The following is an 18,372-nucleotide window of genomic DNA, read 5'->3' as shown; positions in this document are numbered from 1 at the left end:
GACCCCGCCATTCGGAGCCCCAAGCGGTTGTTGGTATAGAAGGAATCAGCGCGAAGCCGCCGCGCGCATCAGCGAGCGCCGCTCGCGGATATTGCGCCAGCGCGCGATCAGATTCGGGATCAGCACCGACGACAGCAGCAGCGCGCCGGTCACGATCGTCAGCGTTTCGCTCGATACGTCGTTGAGCGTCAGCGCATTGCGCAGCACGCCGATGATCACGAGCGAGAGCAGCACGCCGATCATCGAGCCGCGTCCGCCGAAGATGCTCACGCCGCCGAACAGCACTGCCGCGATCACCGACAGCTCGAAGCCTTCGCCGTTGTCGCCGCGCGCGCTGGTGAAACGCAGCGTGTAGACGACGCCCGCCAGCGCGCTCACGAAACCGGACATGACGAACAGCTTGAGCTTGACGCGCGCGACGTCGATGCCGGAGAACGCGGCGGCTGTCGGGTTCGCGCCGATCGCGAAGAGGCTGCGCCCGAACGCCGTGCGATGCAGCAGCACACTGAAGACGATCGCGCCGACGATGACGAGGATGAACGGCTGCGGCAGGAACGTGCTGCCGACGTTATTCATCCCGAACGCGGTATAGCCGGCCGGAAAATCGGCGACCGCCTGATCGCCGAGCAGCACATAGGCGAGCCCGCGAAAGAGCGCGAGCGTGCCGATCGTGACGGCGAGCGACGGCAGGTTGAAGCGCACGATCACGAAGCCGTTCAGGAACCCGGCCAATGCGCCGAAAACCAGCACCAGCGCGATGACGGCCGGCATCGGCAAGCCCATATGCCATAGCACGCCCATCAGCGCGCTCGACGCGCCGAGCACCGACGCCACCGACAAATCGATTTCCGCGGTGACGATGATGAGCGTCATGGGCAGCGCCATCAGCGCGATTTCGGTGAAATCGGCGAGCATGTTGCCGAGGTTCGCGCTGCTGATGAACATCGGCGAGAGCGTGCTGCCGAACACGAGCGCCAGCACGAGCACAAGGCCAAGCGCCGCCTCCCAGGTGACGCGAAACTCGCGCTTGCGAACGGCCGGGATGGAATTGGGTTTAGCCATGATCGCGTTTCCTCATCATGCGTTTGGCAACGGAGCGGGCAAGCAGCGTATCGACCGTGATGGCCGCGACGATCAGCGCCCCTTGGATAGCCTGCTGCCAGAACGGCGACACGCGCAGCACGACGAGCGCGATATTGATCACGCCGAGCACGAGCGCGCCGAGCGTCGCGCCGAGCACCGTGCCGACACCGCCCGTGATCGCCACACTGCCGACGACGGCGGACGCCACCACCTGCAACTCGATGCCCTTGCCCGTGCCGGCGTCGACGGTGCCGAAGCGCGCGAGCCACAGCACGCCCGCGAGCCCGGCGATCGCCCCCGACAGCAGGAAGCCGGCAAACACGCGCCGCTCGACCTTGATGCCCGCGAGCACCGCGGCCTCCGGATTCGAGCCGATCGCGTAATGCTCGCGCCCGGCTCGGAACTGCTTGAGATAAATCGCGAGCGCGATCAGCACGGCTGCCGCCATCACGACGAGGTTCGGCACACCGAGGAGCGTTCCAGTGGCGAGCCGCTGAAACGCGTCGGGCAGGCTCGTCGAGTTGATCTGGCCGCCATGGACCCAGGCGTAGCCGGCGCCGCGGAAGATATAGAGCGTCGACAAGGTCGCCACCAGCGAAGGCACACGCCCGAACGTCACGAGCGTGCCGTTGATCGCCCCCGCCACCAGCCCGATCGCGATACCCGCGGCGAGCGCGCCGGCGATCGGCAGGTTCGGATAGGCGACGAACAGGCTGCCCACCGTATAGGCGCTGATGCCGACCGTCGAGCTGACCGACAAATCGATGTGCCGCATCAGCATGACCACTGTCATCCCCGCCGTCAGCAGGCTGATGATCGACACGTTCAGGAGCACGTCGCGCAGGTTCTGCAGGTTCAGGAACTCGGGCCGCGCGAGCGCCGTGCCGCCTACGAGCAGGATCAGCACGACGAAGAGCGTCGTCTCGCGGCTTTGCGCGACGACGGCCGCGATCCGTCCGAGTCTGAGAGCGGGCAAGCCCGGTGCGTGATGATGCGCGCCAGCGGGCGCCGTGGAAGAATGCCGGGTCATGCCGCGTGTCCCATGGTGACGGGCGTGCCGCCGAGCGCGGCGCCCATGATGCTTTGTTCGGTGGCCTGCGCGCGCGGCAGGCTCGCGCTGATGCGCCCTTCGTGCATCACCAGCACGCGGTCCGCCATGCCGAGCACTTCGGGCAGCTCGCTCGAGATCATCAGCACGGCCATGCCCTCGCGCACGAGGTCGGATAGCGTCCGGTAGACCTCGGCTTTCGCGCCGACGTCTATACCGCGCGTCGGCTCGTCGATGATGAGGACGCGCGGATCGGTCGCGAGCCATTTACCGAGCACGACCTTCTGCTGGTTGCCGCCCGAGAGCGTGCCGGCCGGCGCGTCGAGGCTCGCCGCCTTGAGCCGCAGGCGCTCGCCCCAATACGCCGCCAGCTTCGTTTCGCTATTCGATGAAATGAGTCCATGCCGCACGAGGCGGCCGAGCACGGTCAACGAGGCGTTGCGCGCGATGCTCAGCTCGAGCGCCAGCCCTTGCGCGCGCCTGTCCTCCGGCACGAGCGCGATGCCTGCCCGCACGGCGGCGGCCGGCTTGCCGGGCGGGACGCGCGCTCCCGCGACGCGGACCTCTCCCGCATCGGGCATGTCGATCCCGAAGATCGCGCGCGCGACTTCGCTGCGGCCCGCCCCGACGAGCCCGGCCAGCGCAACGATCTCGCCCGCGCGCACCTCGAACGACACGTCCTTGAACACGCCGGCGCGTGTCAGGCCGCGCACCGACAGCCGCACCTCGCCCGGCGTCACGTCGGCCTTCGGATAGAACGTGTCGAGATCGCGACCCACCATCTTGGCGACGATCTGCTCGGTGGTCAGCGTGCCGGTCATCGCGGTCTCGACGGTGGCGCCGTCGCGCATGATCGTCACGCGCTCGGTCAGCGCGAACACCTCGTCGAGCCGGTGCGTGATGAAGAGAATCGCGACGCCGTCCGCGCGCAGCTTCCTGACGATCGTAAACAGACGCTCGACTTCGGGCAGCGAAAGCGCGGCAGTCGGCTCGTCCATGATGAGCACGTTCGCGTTGAGCGAAAGCGCCTTTGCGATCTCGACCACCTGCTGGTCCGCGATCGACAAGCCCCGCACGAGCCGCTGCGCCCGCAGGTTCACGCCGAGCGACGCGAGCAGCGCGTCGACCTCGCGATGCATCTCGTCGTAGCGGATACGCCCCAGCGCGTCGGTCGGCTGGCGTCCCATGTAGATGTTCTCGGCGATCGACAGGTCGAAGAACAGCGTCGGTTCCTGGTAGATCACCGCGATGCCTGCGCTGCGCGCGTCAGCGGGATCGTGGAATACGCGCGCCTGGCCGTCTATCGTCAGTTCGCCGCCGTCGGGGCGATGCACGCCCGCGAGGATCTTCACGAGCGTCGATTTGCCCGCGCCGTTCTCGCCGAGCAGCGCGTGAACTTCGCCGGGCCAGAGCGTGAGGTTGCCGTTCTCGAGCGCGCGCACGCGCCCGAAGGTCTTGGTCGCACGCGCGAGCGTGAGACGCGGTGCCGGATGGGTCGATGTGGTCATGCCTGCCTTGCATTGGTCAATGGCGCCTCGCCGATGGAGCATCGATAAGCCGCCGCCTTCAGATCCGGTAGCAGCGCTGGGCGTTGGTCTTGAACAGCGCATCGCGCTCGCTCTCGCTAGCCCCCGCGACGATCGCCGCATACGCCTGCCACAACGCGGCATAAGTGCCGAACAAGCGATCGACCGGGAAGTTCGACGCGAACATCGCGCGTTCGACGCCGAATGCGTCGATGGTCTCCAGCACATACGGGCGCAAGCTTTCGACCGTCCAGCGGTGATCGAACATCGCCAGCCCGCTGATCTTCACGGCGACGTTCTCGCACGACGCGAGCAGCCGCAGCCCGTCGCGCCATGCGCGATAACCCGCGACGCTGTCGCGATCGACGAACATGCCCGCGTGATTGAGGATCAGCAGCGTGTCGGGATGCGCACGGGCGAGCGCCGCGGCATCGGCCATCTGCGACGGATAGATCTGCAAGTCGAACGACAGCCCATAGCGCGCGAGCAAGCCGAAATTGCGGCGCCAGGTGTCGTCATGCAGATAGTCCTGCTGCACGTAGTTGTAGAGCGGATCGGAATGGCGGTTGAGAATCTGGCGGATGCCGCGCGTATTGGCGTACTCCCTATGCGCTTCGAGCACGGCCTGCGCATTGCTTTGCGACAAGTCCGCGGCGGCGACGATCGCATTCGGGAAATCGCGGCCGCGGCGCGTGTCGGCCAGCGACTGCAGCCAGCGCGTCTCGCCGACCGGGTTCGCCGGATCGTAATTCGCTTCGACGTGGACCACCTTCAGCAACTCGATCTCGGCAGCGTCTTCGATCAGGTCGGCCGGCAAATAATCGTGCTTCAAGTCACGCGCATCGCCGACAAACGACATGCTGGGATTCGCAAGCCACGGATAGTGATGGGCGCTCAAGTCCCAAAAATGGACGTGTGAATCGACGACTAGCATCGGGGTTCTCGCTAAGCGTTCAAAAAGGGAAGTCCGTTGAAGAACCGGGTATGGACTTTCAAGGCAAATGAAAGACTTGGACCAAAGGCGTCGCGACTGGCGTGCCGTCCCCTTCGGTCTGCATGATGTCGGCCATGTAGTCCCACCAGCGGCGCATCACGTCGAGTTGCGGAAGGCGATCCATCGTGTGGCCGGGCGCTCGCTTGAGGACGGCGAACAGATGGTTCGTCGCTTCGTCGAGAAAGATCGAGTAGTCGTGCACGCCGGCGTCGCGCAGCGCCTGCGCCAGCTCGGGCCACAGTTCGCGATGGCGGCGCGCGTATTCGTCGCGCATGCCGGGGTTCAACACCATTCTGAAAGCGATCGTCTCCATTTGCGGCTCGTTGTTGTTGCGGCCGGGATAGCGCTCGAAGAGCGGGCCCGGCGAATCCGTTGAGCTTCGGAGACGGCGATGCAAACAGTGCGCAAGGTGCGACACGCATCGCGGTGCCGCTGTCTCCGGTTTGTTTCGCCCGCGCACTGAGGCGTTTGCGTGGCGTTGATATGTTTTGACTATAATCGGCCCACCGATAACATCTCAATCCGTTCTTTGGATTGGGCGATCGCTAAAGCGAATCAATGAGCTCCTCTTCGTCGTCGTTCGTCGCGCTGGTCAACCGTCTCAAGTTCAAGCACCTCGCCTTGCTCGTCGCGCTCGACGACATGCGCAATCTCCATCAGGCCGCCGAAGCGATCAATGTCGCGCAGCCGAGCGCGAGCCGCATGCTCGGCGACATCGAGGAAGCGTTCGGCTTCCTGCTCTTCGAGCGCAATTCGCGCGGCATGCAGCCGACGCCGCTCGGCGTCGTGGCCCTCGCCTATGCGCGGCGCTCGCTGGCGGACTTGCAGCGCTTCGCCGAGGGGCTCGAAGTCAGGCGCAAGGGCGGCCACGGTCAGCTCGCTGTGGCTGCCATCATGGGCGCGGCACCCGATTTGCTGGCGATGGCGATTGCCGATCTCAAGGCGGAGCGTCCGCTTTTGAACGTGCGCATTCTTGGCGAGACCAGCGATCAGGTACTGCAATTGCTGCATCGCCGCGAAGTGGATCTCGCGCTGGGGCGCTTCACCAATGCGTTGCAGCACAACGACTTCGACTTCGAGCCGCTTGCACGCGAATCGCTGATGCTGGTGGTGCGCTCGGTGCATCCGCTTGCTAGCGGCGCGGCGGCTCCCGCCGCATCGCTCGCGGACTTGCTCGGCTGGCCCTGGGTCGTGCAGCCGCTCGCGAGCCCTGCGCGGCAATTGTTCGAGGAGGAGTTGGCGCGGGCGCAGTTGGCGTCGCCGGCGAATCTCGTGGAATGCGCGTCGATCTTCGCGACGCTGCAATTGCTGCAGAACACCGATGCGGTGGCGATGCTGCCGGAGTCGGTCGTCAGGGATTATTTGCGCGCGAAGTTGCTCGTGGCGTTGCCGATCGACATCGGCGAAAGCCTGGAAGGGTTCGGGCTGCTGGTGCGTAAGGAAGAGCCGTTGTCGGAGCCGGCGGTGAGGTTCGTGGAGTTGCTGAGGCAGTATTCGGGCGGGCGGCAGTCCGAAGCCGTATAAGGGAAAACAGAAACAATGGAGCGTTTGACCGTGGCTGCTCTTTTCATGGCGATGATCGGCGGGTGCTCGAAATACGGCAGCGAGTCCAATGCGTGATACGGCAGAACCTCACATCCTCCAGTTCTTCCGCGATAGCGGAAGAACCGAGTCTCCCTCGTTATCGTGCGCCAGGTAGACGGAGAACAGATTGAGTGTCGCGGGAGCAAGCAGCTTGGCCGATAAGGCCGCCGGATTCAGGTCGACCAACCGCTGATGAGCGATTTCCGTCTCACCGTACTGGGTCTGCCAGTCGCCCTCAACGGATGTGAGCAACGACATTTGCGCGTCGGTATTCGCCGACTGCTGCAGTTCGCGGTATGAGCGGATGATCGAGAAGCCGCCATTGAGCAAATGGAAGATGCTGACGTTGCCTTCGATACGCGCTCCCTCGTAGCAAAGTTGCTGGCGCAGAGCGGGCAAGATCGAGGGAACGAGTTGCAGTGCGCCGTCTCCGATAAAACCGAGAATGTTGCGACGGCTGCTGAGCGCCACGGCGGGAATGGCCTCGAGTGCGTCGCCCATGAGTGCGCGTCCGTACCAACCGGACACGCCTTCGCCAGTTCGCACCAGATTCCTGACAGCGGAAATGCCGCCGCGGCCGACGTCATAAAAACCCGTGTAGGTGTAGTTGTGGTTGGCGATGAGTTCTTCAAGCACGGCGTTGAGCTGCGCAAAGAAGTATTCGGAGCTCATCGGCATGGAAGGCACCGCGACGAGCGGGTCGAGTGGGCGGGCACGGGCCTCGGCGATCGCCGTACGGCGTCTTTCGACGATCCAGTATTTGGGCGCAATGCGAGGCTTGAGACGAACGAGAAAGGAATGAAGTTCGTCGACAACCGGGAGGTCCGTAAATGGCGCGATATGCGATGGCGTATCGGTTACCTGGACCACCCGAATGCGATCACGCAGCACGCTTTCGCTAAAAGGCGTCGCTAGATCCGTGATCCGGCTCTTCAAAAAAATAACCGCGTTCTCGTCGTGCTCCAATGGGCGTCCAGCCGGGTGGAGCAGATGCCACACCGAGGATGAGCAGCCGTATAAGCTCATCGTTCCGAGGAATTCGTCAACGACGCGTCCGTTGTCGTATCGCGCCGTGGTGCCGGGACGGGCTAGAGAATCGACGAGAGCGATACCCGTTTGATGCGCGATTTCATAAACAAGATTGCGCTCGGATTCGGAGAGATGGCCGCACTGACACACCACGACGCACGGCTCCTCGTTGAGGAGACGCGCTACTGCGTCGATGCTGTCGTCGCTTGCATTCGGCTGGGCGGCGACGGGTTCTGGTTTGGGTATTTCAATCGGTTCGGCGTAGCGCAGTATGGTCGGCGAAGCAATGATCGCGACTGGCCCCTGGCGCCGATGATAGGCTTCAAACGCAGCGGTCAGATCCTGCCCAAGCCGGTCCGGGTCAGTGAGGTAGACGCACGGGATGCCACGTGCGGCCATGACCGCTCGCGCATCTTCGTCACGATGCACTGTCCCTTGAAAGGGCTGCCAGACGCCGGGCTCGGTCTCTCCAAAGACGATGAAGCCTTTTGCCTGAGCCGCTCTGAGATTGGCCAGCGTGCCCCTGAACTCGTCAACCATGGCGGCGGTAACGACGATGAGGAAAGGCGCTTGCTGCAGTTGCCAGCGCGCCAGGGCGCCGGCGGCGAGACTGTGTTCATTGGCGCCTCGCAACACCGGGTTGCCGGCCCAGCGAGCGGCCGTGGCGCAGTCCTGAATCAGCTTCGAGACAATCGTCCCCGTGAAGAAGTGGAATCCCCACCGCGTGCCGGCTTGCCTGGTTAGAAAATCGGTCAGGGCAATCGAGAGGCTAATCTTGGTCTCGGTTTCCGGCAGTATGGCGCGCGCATTCGCGTGGCGCGTTTGAACCAGATCGGTGAACGCGCGAATGGCGTCCACCGCAAGCACCCATTTCTCATCAGGAAGCTTGCGCCTGCTTCCAAAGGTGTGGGAATAAACGATGCTCTCGTCAAACTCGTCATAGATGCAGACGGAGTATGGCGACAGCGAAATTCCGAATTTTTCGCAAACGCGAAAGAGGGTGGCCTTTGCGATGTTGAACCGGGCATCGCTATTCGGGCTGGTCGAGGCGGTGCGGGTATCGATCAGGAACAGCACGGTTGTGCCGTCGCTCCATGGTCTCGGGCCGTCGGTGGTCCGCTGCAAGGTCCGCAGCCGCTCCTTGAGCGCGATATCCAATTCGTCGAGACGTGCGACGTTGACGAGTTTGATCAGAGCATCCGGAAGCGCTTCGTCGAGGTAGGTGTTCGCGCGTTCGGAAAGCGTGCGGAACACCGGATGTTCAAAATCAGATGACGGATCGTCAAATGACATTCCGGTGATCTGCCTCTCGTCGCGCCCGAGGTGGCGTAGCGCGGAAGCAATGGTATTGGCGAAACTCCGATCACCGGACACGATCGCGACGAAGAGTTCTTGCTTGTTGCGAGCGATAACCATAGCGTCCTCACGTTTTCGATGATGGGGAATCCGTCGCCTTTTGTTCCAGATCGATTACCCGTAGTTACGGCACTACCGCAAATCGATTTCAAGAATCGAGTCGGCGTGTCTATTGAGCATCACGCCGATTTCATTCGGCCGAATTCAACGAGGCAAAAAGCGCTATTTCATGGCATGGCGTGCGCCGGTGGTGTAATGGCACTCGAATGAGTGCCAGCCTGCGCCGATGCGGAGGAAACTTATGAAACCGCTTGTCGGACGCGGTTGGCTTCGCGGCAAGTGCCAGCAATTTTTTCGTTGCCGGCGACGCAGTCGTTGATCCAATCGGCTGAACTCCATAAAAGCTCCGCTTGATTGAATCGATTAAAAAACTCAACGTATCCGCGATAACTTCGAGCGCCTCAATGCTAAAGACACCATTTGATAAAAAAGACCTGTCTATATTGGATCAATTCACCTTTAATATGCAAAACGCAAGATCAGCAATGATATTAGATAACTCCTCGGAAGTTTCAAGGTGAAATGATATCCAGCCAGTTGGACTTATCCAGGCTTTCATTTTCCCGACAAACATGGGGTGCTGAGGAGATCGGCCGCCGCCATGCCCCGCTGTCCGTTCGGTGGTGCACGCCACCACGGTTACGATGGCGCGCGGACGATCGAAGCGCGGTATTAGATGACCTTGTCTGCAATGCGGACATCGGCATTTACTGCAAATTCACAAACATCCCCCCATCCACCAGCAACGCCGCGCCCGTCACATACCGCGCCCTGTCCGACGCGAGAAACACCACGCATTCGGCGACGTCTTCAGGCGCCCCCAGCCGCCCTAGCGGAATGCGCTTTTCGAAGTACGCCTTCTTCCCCGCATCCGACAAATCCTCCGCATTGAGATCGGTGGCGATCGTCCCCGGCATCACCGAATTGCAGCGAATGCCATAAGGCCCCAGCGCAATCGCGCACGATTGCATCAGCGAATGCACGCCCGCCTTCGTCGGCGTGTAGTGCGTCTGCATTCCGCCGCCCACGAGCGCGCTGATCGAGCTCGTCGCCACGATTGCGCCGCCCGTGCCCTGCGCCTTCATCTGGTTCGCGGCCGCCTGCGTCACATAGAACGCGCCGTGCAGATTGACCGCCATCGTCGTCTCGAACACCTCGGGCGGCATGTCGAGGAACGCATGGAACGGGCAGATGCCGGCGTTGCTCGCAAGCACGTCGACACGTCCGAACGCGTCGACGGCCGCGCGCATGAGCGCCGGCCCGGTCTCGCGCGCGGCGACGTTGCCCTCGACCGCGATCGCGCGCCGCCCCAGCGACGCGATATCGTCGAGCACCTCGCGAATCGCCGGGCGACGGTCGTAGGCCGCATCGTTGTCGCCCCAGTAATTGAGCACGACGTCGGCGCCCTCGCGGGCCGCCGTCACCGCGATGGCGCGGCCGATGCCGCGGGACGCACCCGTCACGATCACTATCTTGTCCTTCAGCAACATCCTGTTCTCCTTCTGCGGGATGCGGGCCGCCAGCCGCAGCCGCACGTTCGCTCGCTTCAATGCTGGTAAGGCCGGTGTAGCTTGCACTCGGGATTGAGCCGCACGCCGAAGCCCGGCGTGTCGGGCACCTTCATGCGGCCGTTCACGGGCACCGGCTCGTCGAGCAGGAGCGGGTTGAACATCGGCACGACCTGGTCGGCTTGCGGCGCCATCATGAGGAACTCGGCAAACGGCGAATTATGCCGCGTGACGACGAAGTGATAGCTGTACACCGACGACCCGTGCGGCACAACGAGCGCATTGTGCGCATCGGCAAGCGCCGAGATCTTGATCAGCTCAGTGATGCCGCCGCACCAGCCGACGTCGGGCTGGATGATGTCGCAGCAGCCCATCTCGAGCAGCAGCCGAAAGCCCCAGCGCGTCGCTTCGTGCTCGCCGGTCGTGACGAGCATGCCGTGCGGCACGTTCTTGCGCAGTTGCGCGTATCCCCAATAGTCATCCGGCGACAGGCACTCCTCCACCCACTTCAGCCCGTATTCGTGCGCGGCCTGCGCCAGACGCGTCGCATAGTTGACGTCGAGGCTCATCCAGCAATCGAACATCAGCCAGAAATCGCCGCCGACTTTCTCGCGCATGCCGGCGAGCTTCTCGAGATTGAGCTTCAGGCCCTCCTCGCCCTCCGCCGGCCCATGCTGCAGCGGCATCTTCCCGCCGATGAAACCCATCTGCTTCGCGAGATCGGGCCGCGCGCCCGTCGCGTAGAACGTCAGCTCGTCGCGCACCGGGCCGCCCAGCAACTGGTACACCGGCTCCTTGCGCACCTTCGCGAGCAGATCCCACAACGCGAGATCGACACCGGAAATCGTGTTCAGCACCACGCCCTTGCGTCCGTAGTAGAGCGTCGCGTAGTACATCTGGTCCCACATCTTCTCGATGTCGGTGACGAGCTGCCCTTCGAGAAACCGTGCGAGATGCCGCTCGACGATGAACGCGCCGATCTCGCCGCCCGTCGTCACCGCGAAGCCGACGGTGCCGTCGCTCGCTTCGATCTCGACCACCAGCGAGCCGAGCACGTTGATCCCGAACGACTGGCGGCTCTGCCGGTACTCGGGATAGCGCCCCATCGGCGTCGAGATGTGGTCGTCGATCCAGTGATCGGCGCCCTGGTCGTGATAGTCGGCGCCGCCGCCGCGCACCGTGAACGCGCGGACGTGCCGGATGGTAGGCATTGCCATGAGTTAGCTCCGTCGAGTGGAAGCCGATGCGGCTTGGGCGTCGGCGATGAAAGTTTGGGTGGCGCCGTTGCCGGCCTGCAGCGCCGGCTGGCGGCGCACTGCAGCGGCAATCAGCAACGCTGCCGCGAGGCTCGCCGCGCCGAGCACGGCAAGACCGGCGGCGGCCGAGGCAAACGCATGCTCGGCCCCGATGCGCAAGGTCGGCGCGAGAAAGCCGCCGAGACTGCCGATCGAATTGATCAGCGCGATGCCGCCGGCGGCGGGCGCGCCTGTCAGATAACGCGTCGGAAAGGTCCAGAACAGCGGCTGCGCGGCAATGAAGCCGCTCGCCGCGCAAGCGAGCGCGATCAGCCCGACAGCCGCGCTCGGCGTCATGCCCGAGACGATCACACCGATGCCTGAGACAAGCAGCAAGCCGATCGCCCAACCGCGATGCGTGCCGCTGCGATCGGCACGGCGCGGCACGAGCCAGGTTGCGATCACCGCGCACAGCCACGGCAGCGCGGTCACGAAACCGACTTCGGCGCCCACCTTCGTGCCAAGCAGCTGCGCCACCTGCTGCGGCAAATAGAAAATCACGCCGTAGACGCTGACCTGGATCAGCAGATAAATGGCCGCGAGCATCAGCACGCGCGCGTCGGTGAGCGCGCCGGCCACGCTATGCGGCCCATGCGCCGCAGCGGAACGCGCGTCCTCGCCGACTGCTGCCTCGAGCGCGTTGCGTTCGTCAGCACCGAGCCAGCGCGCGTCGGAAGGCCTGTTGTCGAGATACCAGAACGCCCACACACCGACCGCCGACGCGAGCAACCCCTCGACGATGAACATCCATTGCCAGCCCGCGATGCCGAATGCGCCGTGCAGATCGAGCAGCATGCCCGACAGCGGTCCGCCGATAATGAAGGCCAGCGGCGCGCCGAAATAGAACAGGCCGAGCGCGCGCGCCCGCGAGCGCTGCGGAAACCAGCGCGACAGGCAATAGACGATGCCGGGGAAAAAGCCCGCTTCCGCCACGCCGAGAAGAAAGCGCAGCGTATAGAACACGGGCGCCGTGTGCGCGAATGCCATGCAGGCCGAGACGAGGCCCCAGGTCACCATGATCCGGCACATCCAGCCGCGCGCGCCGAAGCGATGCAGCGCAAGATTGCTCGGCACCTCGAAGAGCGCATAGCCGATGAAGAACACCCCCGCGCCGAACGCGAACGCGCTGTCGGAAAGGCCCGTGTCGTGCCGCAGTGCGTGCTGCGCGAAGCCGATATTGGCGCGGTCGAGAAACGCCAGCACATACATCAGCAGCAGGAACGGCAGCAGGTGCCGCATCGTCTTGCGTGTCGCGCTCGACTCTGCCGCGCAACGCGTCGTCTCCATCATGGTTGTCTCTCTCCTGTCGGCCAGAGTTGGCGCTTCAGCGCTCAGTAAGTCGCACGGCCGCCCGACAAATCGAACACCGCGCCCGTGCTGAACGCGCAATCCTCGGACGCCAGCCACAGGATCAGCGACGCCGCCTCTTCCGGCAGCAGGAAGCGGTTCATCGGAATTTTCGAGAGCATGTAGTCGATGTGCTGCTGGGACATCGAATCGAAGATCTCGGTCTTCGCCGCCGCCGGCGTGACCGCATTGACGAGGATGTTCTTGGTCGCGAGCTCTTTGCCGAGCGACTTCGTGAGCCCGATCAGGCCCGCCTTCGACGCGCTGTAATGCGAGGCGTTCGGATTTCCTTCCTTGCCCGCGACCGACGCGATGTTGACGATGCGTCCATAGCCCTGCTTGAGCATCTGCGGCACGACTGCACGGCAGGTCAGGTATGGCGCGATCAGATTGACTTCGATGACACGGCGCCACACGTCGGGGGCGAGTTCCCAGGTCACGCCGTTGCCGCCGGTGATGCCGGCGCAGTTGATGAGCACGTCGAGCGAGCCGAACGCCGCGACCGTTTCCTGCGTGGCGCTCGCGACGGCCGCCTCGTCGGTCAGCTCAACGGCAAAGGCGCTCACCTTGCCGAGCCCGCTCAATTCCGCCTGGCTGCGCGACAGGCGCTCGGCGTCGAGATCCCAGAGCGCGACCGCCGCCCCGGAACGAAGCGCGCGTTGCGCAACCGCATAGCCGATCCCGCGTGCGCCGCCCGTCACGACGACAACACGATGGTCCAGATCGATTCGATTCATGTCTTCCTCCACGCGTGGCGCAATCGAAGCGCGCCGTTGATGTCATGCGTTCGACTATATCGACAGGGTCGATAGCAGGACAATTCGCGTATTGGATCGGGAGATAGCGAAAGCGGATTGCGATCCGCCCGGTGGATAAGGTGTGGCTGCCCTTTTGCTTACGCAGATTTGTCCACAGTTTTTGTTGGCAAGCTTGTGGACAACCTGCGGGAAGAATGCGTAAGAGTCTGACGCCAAAGAAAAAAAGATGGCCGTCGCTGGCGGTGGCAGCCGCCAGCGGGAAAAAGCGCGCACGCCGCCTCGTGCAAACGGCGTCAGCCCGCCGCGCGAGCGCCGATCGATTCGTGCAGCAGCGCCACGAGCGCTTCGGGCTGCGCGGGTTTCGTCATGAAGTGCTGAAAACCTTCGCCGATGCTGCGAAGCCGGTAGGCCTCGTCGGTGTGCCCGGTGATCGCGACCGCGACGCACGGGCTGTGATTCGTGCAGAGCTCGTAATCGCGCAAGCGCTGAATCAAATAGAAACCGTCCATCGCCGGCAGGTCGAGATCGCAGACGACGGCGTCGGGCAGCACCCGCATCGCCGCTTCCACGCCCTCTTCCGCATCCGCCACCGCCACGACTTGCGCCCCTTCCGACTCCAGCAACATCACGAGCGAATCCCGGTTCTGCGGATCGTCCTCCACGAGGACGATCGTCGCCCGGTCAAGTCTCAATGCTCCGTCCATATGTTCTTTACCACCCGATACGACGCGAAACGCCACGAGCCAAGCGGCGTGTCACCAATCAATCTGCTTTTTTTGCACGCATCCGTTGCAACCGTTTCATGGCGGCTGACGACTCGCGGACGTGTGCCGAAGTTTCCGGCCCGAATGCGTAACGTGAGTTGCCGCGCCGCGCCCCATGCAGCGCGGCGCCCGCGCGCGCAAACGTGACGGGCAGCACGCTAACACGCGAGCAAGAAACGCCCATGACCGACGGCCGCCATTTGGGGGCCATCAAGCCGGTTTTCAAGCATGGCGCGCGAGGTTCGCCGCTGAATGCCGCAAGACCCGGGCCCGGCGATATGTCGGCATCCAGTCAGCTATTACGGGTACGCGCTCCGACGCCGCTTGTGAGCACCGCGACAGCGTGCCGCGCAATTTCCCGCGTGCCGATCTGGCGCCGCTCCGGATCTGCGCGCCAGGTCGTCGAGGCCGCCAGCGGCAACAGCGTGAGGCCGAGCAGCGTCGGGAAGACGAGCGCAGGCTCGAGGTCCGGATTCAGGCGGCCCTCCTTTTGCCAGCGGATGATCCATCGAAGCGCTCTTTTGCGGTGCGTATCCCTGAAGCGGTCGTCCATGCGCTGCTTCAGCAAACCGGCATCGCTGATGACTTCCCGTACCCATAGCGACGGAAACCAGGGGCGCTCCGCGGCGATATCGACGAAGCGCTGCGCGACGGCCGTCAGCGCCGCGACCGGGTCGTCCTCGTTTTCGTTGAACGCCTCGCGAATCGCCACGCGCACCGGCAGGAACCGCTCGTCGATCAGCACGTCGAGCAGTTGCTCACGAGTCTTGAAGTAGTAGTGCACCATCGCCGGCGTCACGCCGGCTTCGCGCGCGATCGCGCCGAGCGTCGTATCGACGATCCCTTGCCGCGCGAACAGCGCAAGCGCCGTGTCGAGCAGCCGCTCGCGCTGCTCCGGACCGCTCGGGCCGCCTGTCGGCCGGCCTGGCCGGCGGCCCGCCGCGGCGGGTTTGGGCGAGGTTTTCGCGGTTGGGGTGCTGCTCTCGGCGCGCTTTCTGGTAGCCATCTTCGGGGCGAGTTGTTTGACCAAGCAAGGAATGTCGACTATATTAACTTCCGCATTAATTAATTTCAAGGCGACAGCCCCCATGGATATCGAAACCTCCGCCACCCAGGTCGAAAGCATGCCCGCCAAGGCCGGCGAGCATGCGCCGATCCGGCTGATCTTCTCGGCGCTCATGCTCGTCATGCTGCTCGCCGCACTCGACCAGACCATCGTCTCGACCGCGCTCCCCACCATCGTCGGCGAACTCGGCGGGCTCGAAAACCTGTCGTGGGTCGTGACCGCCTACCTGCTTACCTCCACCATCGTCGTGCCGCTGTACGGCAAATTCGGCGATCTGTTCGGCCGCAAGATCGTGCTGCAGGCGTCGATCGCGCTGTTCCTGCTCGGCTCGGCGCTATGCGGGCTCGCGCAGAACATGCCGCAGCTGATCCTGCTGCGCGCGCTGCAAGGCCTGGGCGGCGGCGGCCTGCTGGTCATCACCATGGCCGCGATCGGCGACATCATTCCGCCCGCCGAGCGCGGCCGCTATCAGGGCCTGTTCGGCGGCGTATACGGGCTCGCGACCGTCATCGGGCCGCTCGCCGGCGGCTTCATCGTCGAGCATCTGTCGTGGCGCTGGATCTTCTACATCAACCTGCCGATCGGCCTCGTCGCACTCGCGGTGATCGGGGCGGCATTCAAGCCGCACGTCGCGCACGTGAAGCACCAGATCGACTACATGGGCGCGGGCTTTCTCGCCACCGCGCTGACTTGCATCATCCTGTTCACGAGCCAGGGCGGCACGATCCTGCCGTGGTCGTCGCCGCAATTGTGGTTCACGCTCGTGCTCGGCTTCATCGCGATTGCCGGCTTCATCTACGAGGAGCGTCTTGCCGCCGAGCCGATCATTCCGCTCGAGCTATTCAAGCACCGCACGTTTCTGCTCTCGAGCGTGATCGGGTTCATCGTCGGCGTGTCGCTGTTCGGGGCGGTGACGTTCCTGCCGATGTACCTGCAAGTCGTCAAGAATTCGACGCCCTCGCAAGCCGGCATGCAACTGCTGCCGATGATGGGCGGCATGCTCGTCACGTCGATGGTGTGCGGGCGCATCATCAGCAAGATCGGCAAGTATCGCGTGTTTCCGATTGCCGGCACGCTGCTCGTCTGCATCGGGATGCTGCTGCTTGCCACGCTCACCGTCACCGCTCCGATCGAGCGCCTGTACCTCTACATGGGGCTCGTCGGCTGCGGGCTCGGCATGGTCATGCAAGTGCTGATCCTCGCCGTGCAGAACACCGTGGCGTTCAAGCACATGGGGGTCGCGACCTCGGGCGCGACGCTGTTCCGCTCGATCGGCGGCTCGGTCGGCGTGGCGGCGTTCGGCGCCGTGTTCACGAACGTGCTCCATGCGCGGCTCGCGGCGCGGCTGCCCGCCGGCGCCGAGCTGCCGCAGACGCTGCGGCCGTCGGCCGTCCACGAGTTGCCGGCTGCGCTGCGCGGCGATTACTTGCAAGCGTTCGGCAGCGCGATGCATACGGTGTTTCTCGTCGCCGCCTGTGTCGTCGTGCTCGCGTTTGCGCTCGCGTGGCTGATCGAGGATGCGCCGCTCAGAAAGAAGTAAACGAGCCAGGAATTCAGCGAATGCCGATGCCAGGTGCGCCGAGTTGTTGTATCCTCTCGCCCCGCCTACCTGGAGGACACATGAAGCTCTCGACCTGGCTCGCCGTGGCGCTCACGCTCGCCGCAGCAGCCGCTACCGCAAGCGCCACCGCGCAGACTTCCCAAACGTACCGTTTCGATGAAGGCCAAGCTGCGCCGCACGCGCATCCGGCCCAAATGCATCGCCATCCCCCGCGGTACGGCAAGCCCAAGCACCGCAAGCCGCGCCATCATGCGCCGCGCCATCATGCGCCGCGCCGTCACGCGCAACCGCATCGCGTCTAGAACCCAAGCCTCCATTCGCACGGTTGATGCGCGTATGGCATTGCCGGGCCGCCGCACGCTGTGCGGCAATGCCTGGCCCGCGTCGTTCCAGAGAATAGTCCTGCGCGTTGCGTCCGCGAACAGCTGCGGTATGCTCCAACGACCTCCAATAAAAAGGACACGCCGACATGAAGATGGACGCATTTGCTTTTGGAACGACCAACTGGGCGGAAGTCGAAAGAACCGAGCACAAGGGGGAAACCGGCATGGCCTATTGGCGAACCCGGTTCTTCGGCGACGAGGAGAATCGCATTCGCGTGCGCATGGTCGAATACGCGCCGGGCTACCTGGCGGACCACTGGTGCAAGAAAGGACACATCCTGTTCTGCCTGGAAGGCGAACTGGAGACGACGCTCGAAGACGGGCGCAAGTTCGTCTTGACGCCCGGCACGAGCTATCAGGTTGGCGACAACGCCGAAGCGCACCAGTCATTCAGTCGCACCGGCGCGAAGTTGTTCATCGTCGATTGAACACGGATGAGCACAACCGACGCCCCCCTCTGTGCGAACAAATTCACCGCGCCCGTCATTCGCGACGCAACCGGCGCCGACGTTCCCGTCATCCAGTCCATCTACGCCCATCACGTGCTGACCGGCGTCGCGTCGTTCGAGGAGACGCCGCCTAGCGTCGACGACATGCGCGCACGGCGCGCGTCGGTGCTGCAGCACGGCTTGCCTTATCTGGTCGCGGAACTCGATGGCCGCGTCGCCGGCTATGCGTACGCGACGCCCTATCGGCCGCGCGCCGCCTACCGCCATACGATCGAAGACTCGGTCTATATCGACGAGACCTGCCGCGGACGCGGGGTCGGCCGCGCACTGCTCGCCGCACTGATCGGGCGCTGCGAGGCGGGACCGTGGCGGCAGATGATTGCCGTGGTCGCGGACGGCGGCCGCGGCGGCTCGATGTCGCTGCATGCGAGCCTCGGCTTCGAGCCGATCGGCACGTTGAAGGCCGTCGGCTTCAAGCACGGCCGCTGGCTCGACACGGCGCTCATGCAGCGCACGCTCGGCGCGGGAAGCGATGCGTTGCCGGACGGTCTCGGCAAGTAG

Annotated in this window: 17 protein-coding genes; 5 read left to right on the top strand and 12 right to left on the bottom strand. The window is 64.1% G+C overall.

Features of this window, described 5'->3' with window-relative positions; translation table 11 throughout:
- Nucleotides 1-45: 45 nt before the first annotated feature.
- Genes FAZ69_RS01925 through rhaM form a run of 5 tightly spaced genes read right to left on the bottom strand, consistent with a single transcriptional unit; the run spans nt 46 to nt 4,964 of the window.
- On the bottom strand, nt 46-1,062 hold the full coding sequence (locus tag FAZ69_RS01925; RefSeq protein WP_136892239.1) for an ABC transporter permease: 1,017 nt from the start codon (nt 1,060-1,062) through the stop codon (nt 46-48).
- A complete protein-coding gene (locus FAZ69_RS01920) occupies nt 1,055-2,113 on the bottom strand; it encodes an ABC transporter permease (protein WP_136892238.1) in 1,059 nt (352 codons plus the stop codon). The genes FAZ69_RS01925 and FAZ69_RS01920 overlap by 8 nt, the downstream gene beginning before the upstream one ends.
- Nucleotides 2,110-3,639: a sugar ABC transporter ATP-binding protein gene (locus FAZ69_RS01915; protein WP_136892237.1), complete on the bottom strand. Its 1,530-nt coding sequence runs from the start codon at nt 3,637-3,639 to the stop codon at nt 2,110-2,112. Before FAZ69_RS01915 ends, FAZ69_RS01920 begins: the two co-directional genes overlap by 4 nt.
- A gap of 58 nt (nt 3,640-3,697) precedes the next feature.
- Complete coding sequence (locus FAZ69_RS01910) at nt 3,698-4,591, bottom strand: amidohydrolase family protein (protein WP_136892236.1); 894 nt, start codon at nt 4,589-4,591, stop codon at nt 3,698-3,700.
- Nucleotides 4,592-4,649: 58 nt separating this feature from the next.
- Complete coding sequence (gene rhaM / locus FAZ69_RS01905) at nt 4,650-4,964, bottom strand: L-rhamnose mutarotase (protein WP_136892235.1); 315 nt, start codon at nt 4,962-4,964, stop codon at nt 4,650-4,652.
- Nucleotides 4,965-5,209: 245 nt separating this feature from the next.
- On the opposite strand from rhaM, the gene FAZ69_RS01900 reads away from it, so the two are divergent.
- On the top strand, nt 5,210-6,175 hold the full coding sequence (locus tag FAZ69_RS01900) for a LysR family transcriptional regulator (RefSeq protein ID WP_136892234.1): 966 nt from the start codon (nt 5,210-5,212) through the stop codon (nt 6,173-6,175).
- Nucleotides 6,176-6,283: 108 nt separating this feature from the next.
- Here the strand turns inward: FAZ69_RS01900 and FAZ69_RS01895 are convergent, their stop codons facing one another.
- The 7 genes from FAZ69_RS01895 to FAZ69_RS01865 form a co-directional block, all read right to left on the bottom strand.
- On the bottom strand, nt 6,284-8,680 hold the full coding sequence (locus FAZ69_RS01895) for a thiamine pyrophosphate-dependent enzyme (protein ID WP_136892233.1): 2,397 nt from the start codon (nt 8,678-8,680) through the stop codon (nt 6,284-6,286).
- A gap of 707 nt (nt 8,681-9,387) precedes the next feature.
- Nucleotides 9,388-10,170, bottom strand: coding sequence for an L-rhamnose 1-dehydrogenase Lra1 (lra1, locus tag FAZ69_RS01890; protein ID WP_136892232.1), 783 nt, complete (start codon nt 10,168-10,170; stop codon nt 9,388-9,390).
- A 56-nt stretch (nt 10,171-10,226) separates the two neighbouring features.
- Complete coding sequence (rhmD, locus tag FAZ69_RS01885) at nt 10,227-11,405, bottom strand: L-rhamnonate dehydratase (protein ID WP_136892231.1); 1,179 nt, start codon at nt 11,403-11,405, stop codon at nt 10,227-10,229.
- A 3-nt stretch (nt 11,406-11,408) separates the two neighbouring features.
- A complete protein-coding gene (locus tag FAZ69_RS01880) occupies nt 11,409-12,770 on the bottom strand; it encodes an MFS transporter (protein ID WP_136892504.1) in 1,362 nt (453 codons plus the stop codon).
- A gap of 44 nt (nt 12,771-12,814) precedes the next feature.
- Entirely contained in the window at nt 12,815-13,567 is a 753-nt protein-coding gene (locus tag FAZ69_RS01875) for an SDR family NAD(P)-dependent oxidoreductase (protein WP_136892230.1), read from the bottom strand.
- A gap of 314 nt (nt 13,568-13,881) precedes the next feature.
- Nucleotides 13,882-14,292 carry a response regulator gene (locus tag FAZ69_RS01870; RefSeq protein WP_136892229.1) on the bottom strand — a complete coding sequence of 137 codons (411 nt, stop codon included), beginning with the start codon at nt 14,290-14,292 and terminating at the stop codon, nt 13,882-13,884.
- 352 nt (nt 14,293-14,644) lie between these two features.
- The gene (locus FAZ69_RS01865; protein WP_136892228.1) at nt 14,645-15,358 is read right to left on the bottom strand and encodes a TetR/AcrR family transcriptional regulator; all 714 of its coding nucleotides are present in this window, start codon (nt 15,356-15,358) and stop codon (nt 14,645-14,647) included.
- Between the two features lie 82 nt (nt 15,359-15,440).
- Here FAZ69_RS01865 and FAZ69_RS01860 point away from each other — a divergent pair, with 82 nt between their 5' ends.
- The 4 genes from FAZ69_RS01860 to FAZ69_RS01845 all read left to right on the top strand — a co-directional run bounded on the left by FAZ69_RS01860 (nt 15,441) and on the right by FAZ69_RS01845 (nt 18,372).
- Nucleotides 15,441-16,958 (top strand): MDR family MFS transporter, encoded by a 1,518-nt coding sequence (locus tag FAZ69_RS01860; protein WP_136892227.1) that lies wholly within the window; start codon nt 15,441-15,443, stop codon nt 16,956-16,958.
- An 80-nt stretch (nt 16,959-17,038) separates the two neighbouring features.
- Nucleotides 17,039-17,281, top strand: a complete 243-nt coding sequence (locus tag FAZ69_RS01855) for a hypothetical protein (RefSeq protein ID WP_136892226.1) — start codon at nt 17,039-17,041, stop codon at nt 17,279-17,281.
- A gap of 167 nt (nt 17,282-17,448) precedes the next feature.
- Nucleotides 17,449-17,790, top strand: coding sequence for a DHCW motif cupin fold protein (locus FAZ69_RS01850; protein WP_136892225.1), 342 nt, complete (start codon nt 17,449-17,451; stop codon nt 17,788-17,790).
- 6 nt (nt 17,791-17,796) lie between these two features.
- Complete coding sequence (locus tag FAZ69_RS01845; protein ID WP_136892224.1) at nt 17,797-18,372, top strand: GNAT family N-acetyltransferase; 576 nt, start codon at nt 17,797-17,799, stop codon at nt 18,370-18,372.

The organism is Trinickia terrae, from assembly GCF_005144415.1.
Taxonomy (GTDB): Bacteria; Pseudomonadota; Gammaproteobacteria; order Burkholderiales; family Burkholderiaceae; genus Trinickia_A; species Trinickia_A terrae.
This window is presented reverse-complemented; position numbering and strand designations above follow the sequence as displayed.

Bases quoted from the DNA above. Each gene is read 5' to 3' on its own strand.
- FAZ69_RS01925 (WP_136892239.1), bottom strand. From the start codon at position 1,062: ATGGCTAAACCCAATTCCATCCCGGCCGTTCGCAAGCGCGAGTTTCGC.
- FAZ69_RS01920 (WP_136892238.1), bottom strand. From the start codon at position 2,113: ATGACCCGGCATTCTTCCACGGCGCCCGCTGGCGCGCATCATCACGCA.
- FAZ69_RS01915 (WP_136892237.1), bottom strand. From the start codon at position 3,639: ATGACCACATCGACCCATCCGGCACCGCGTCTCACGCTCGCGCGTGCG.
- FAZ69_RS01910 (WP_136892236.1), bottom strand. From the start codon at position 4,591: ATGCTAGTCGTCGATTCACACGTCCATTTTTGGGACTTGAGCGCCCAT.
- rhaM (WP_136892235.1), bottom strand. From the start codon at position 4,964: ATGGAGACGATCGCTTTCAGAATGGTGTTGAACCCCGGCATGCGCGAC.
- FAZ69_RS01900 (WP_136892234.1), top strand. From the start codon at position 5,210: ATGAGCTCCTCTTCGTCGTCGTTCGTCGCGCTGGTCAACCGTCTCAAG.
- FAZ69_RS01895 (WP_136892233.1), bottom strand. From the start codon at position 8,680: ATGGTTATCGCTCGCAACAAGCAAGAACTCTTCGTCGCGATCGTGTCC.
- lra1 (WP_136892232.1), bottom strand. From the start codon at position 10,170: ATGTTGCTGAAGGACAAGATAGTGATCGTGACGGGTGCGTCCCGCGGC.
- rhmD (WP_136892231.1), bottom strand. From the start codon at position 11,405: ATGGCAATGCCTACCATCCGGCACGTCCGCGCGTTCACGGTGCGCGGC.
- FAZ69_RS01880 (WP_136892504.1), bottom strand. From the start codon at position 12,770: ATGGAGACGACGCGTTGCGCGGCAGAGTCGAGCGCGACACGCAAGACG.
- FAZ69_RS01875 (WP_136892230.1), bottom strand. From the start codon at position 13,567: ATGAATCGAATCGATCTGGACCATCGTGTTGTCGTCGTGACGGGCGGC.
- FAZ69_RS01870 (WP_136892229.1), bottom strand. From the start codon at position 14,292: ATGGACGGAGCATTGAGACTTGACCGGGCGACGATCGTCCTCGTGGAG.
- FAZ69_RS01865 (WP_136892228.1), bottom strand. From the start codon at position 15,358: ATGGCTACCAGAAAGCGCGCCGAGAGCAGCACCCCAACCGCGAAAACC.
- FAZ69_RS01860 (WP_136892227.1), top strand. From the start codon at position 15,441: ATGGATATCGAAACCTCCGCCACCCAGGTCGAAAGCATGCCCGCCAAG.
- FAZ69_RS01855 (WP_136892226.1), top strand. From the start codon at position 17,039: ATGAAGCTCTCGACCTGGCTCGCCGTGGCGCTCACGCTCGCCGCAGCA.
- FAZ69_RS01850 (WP_136892225.1), top strand. From the start codon at position 17,449: ATGAAGATGGACGCATTTGCTTTTGGAACGACCAACTGGGCGGAAGTC.
- FAZ69_RS01845 (WP_136892224.1), top strand. From the start codon at position 17,797: ATGAGCACAACCGACGCCCCCCTCTGTGCGAACAAATTCACCGCGCCC.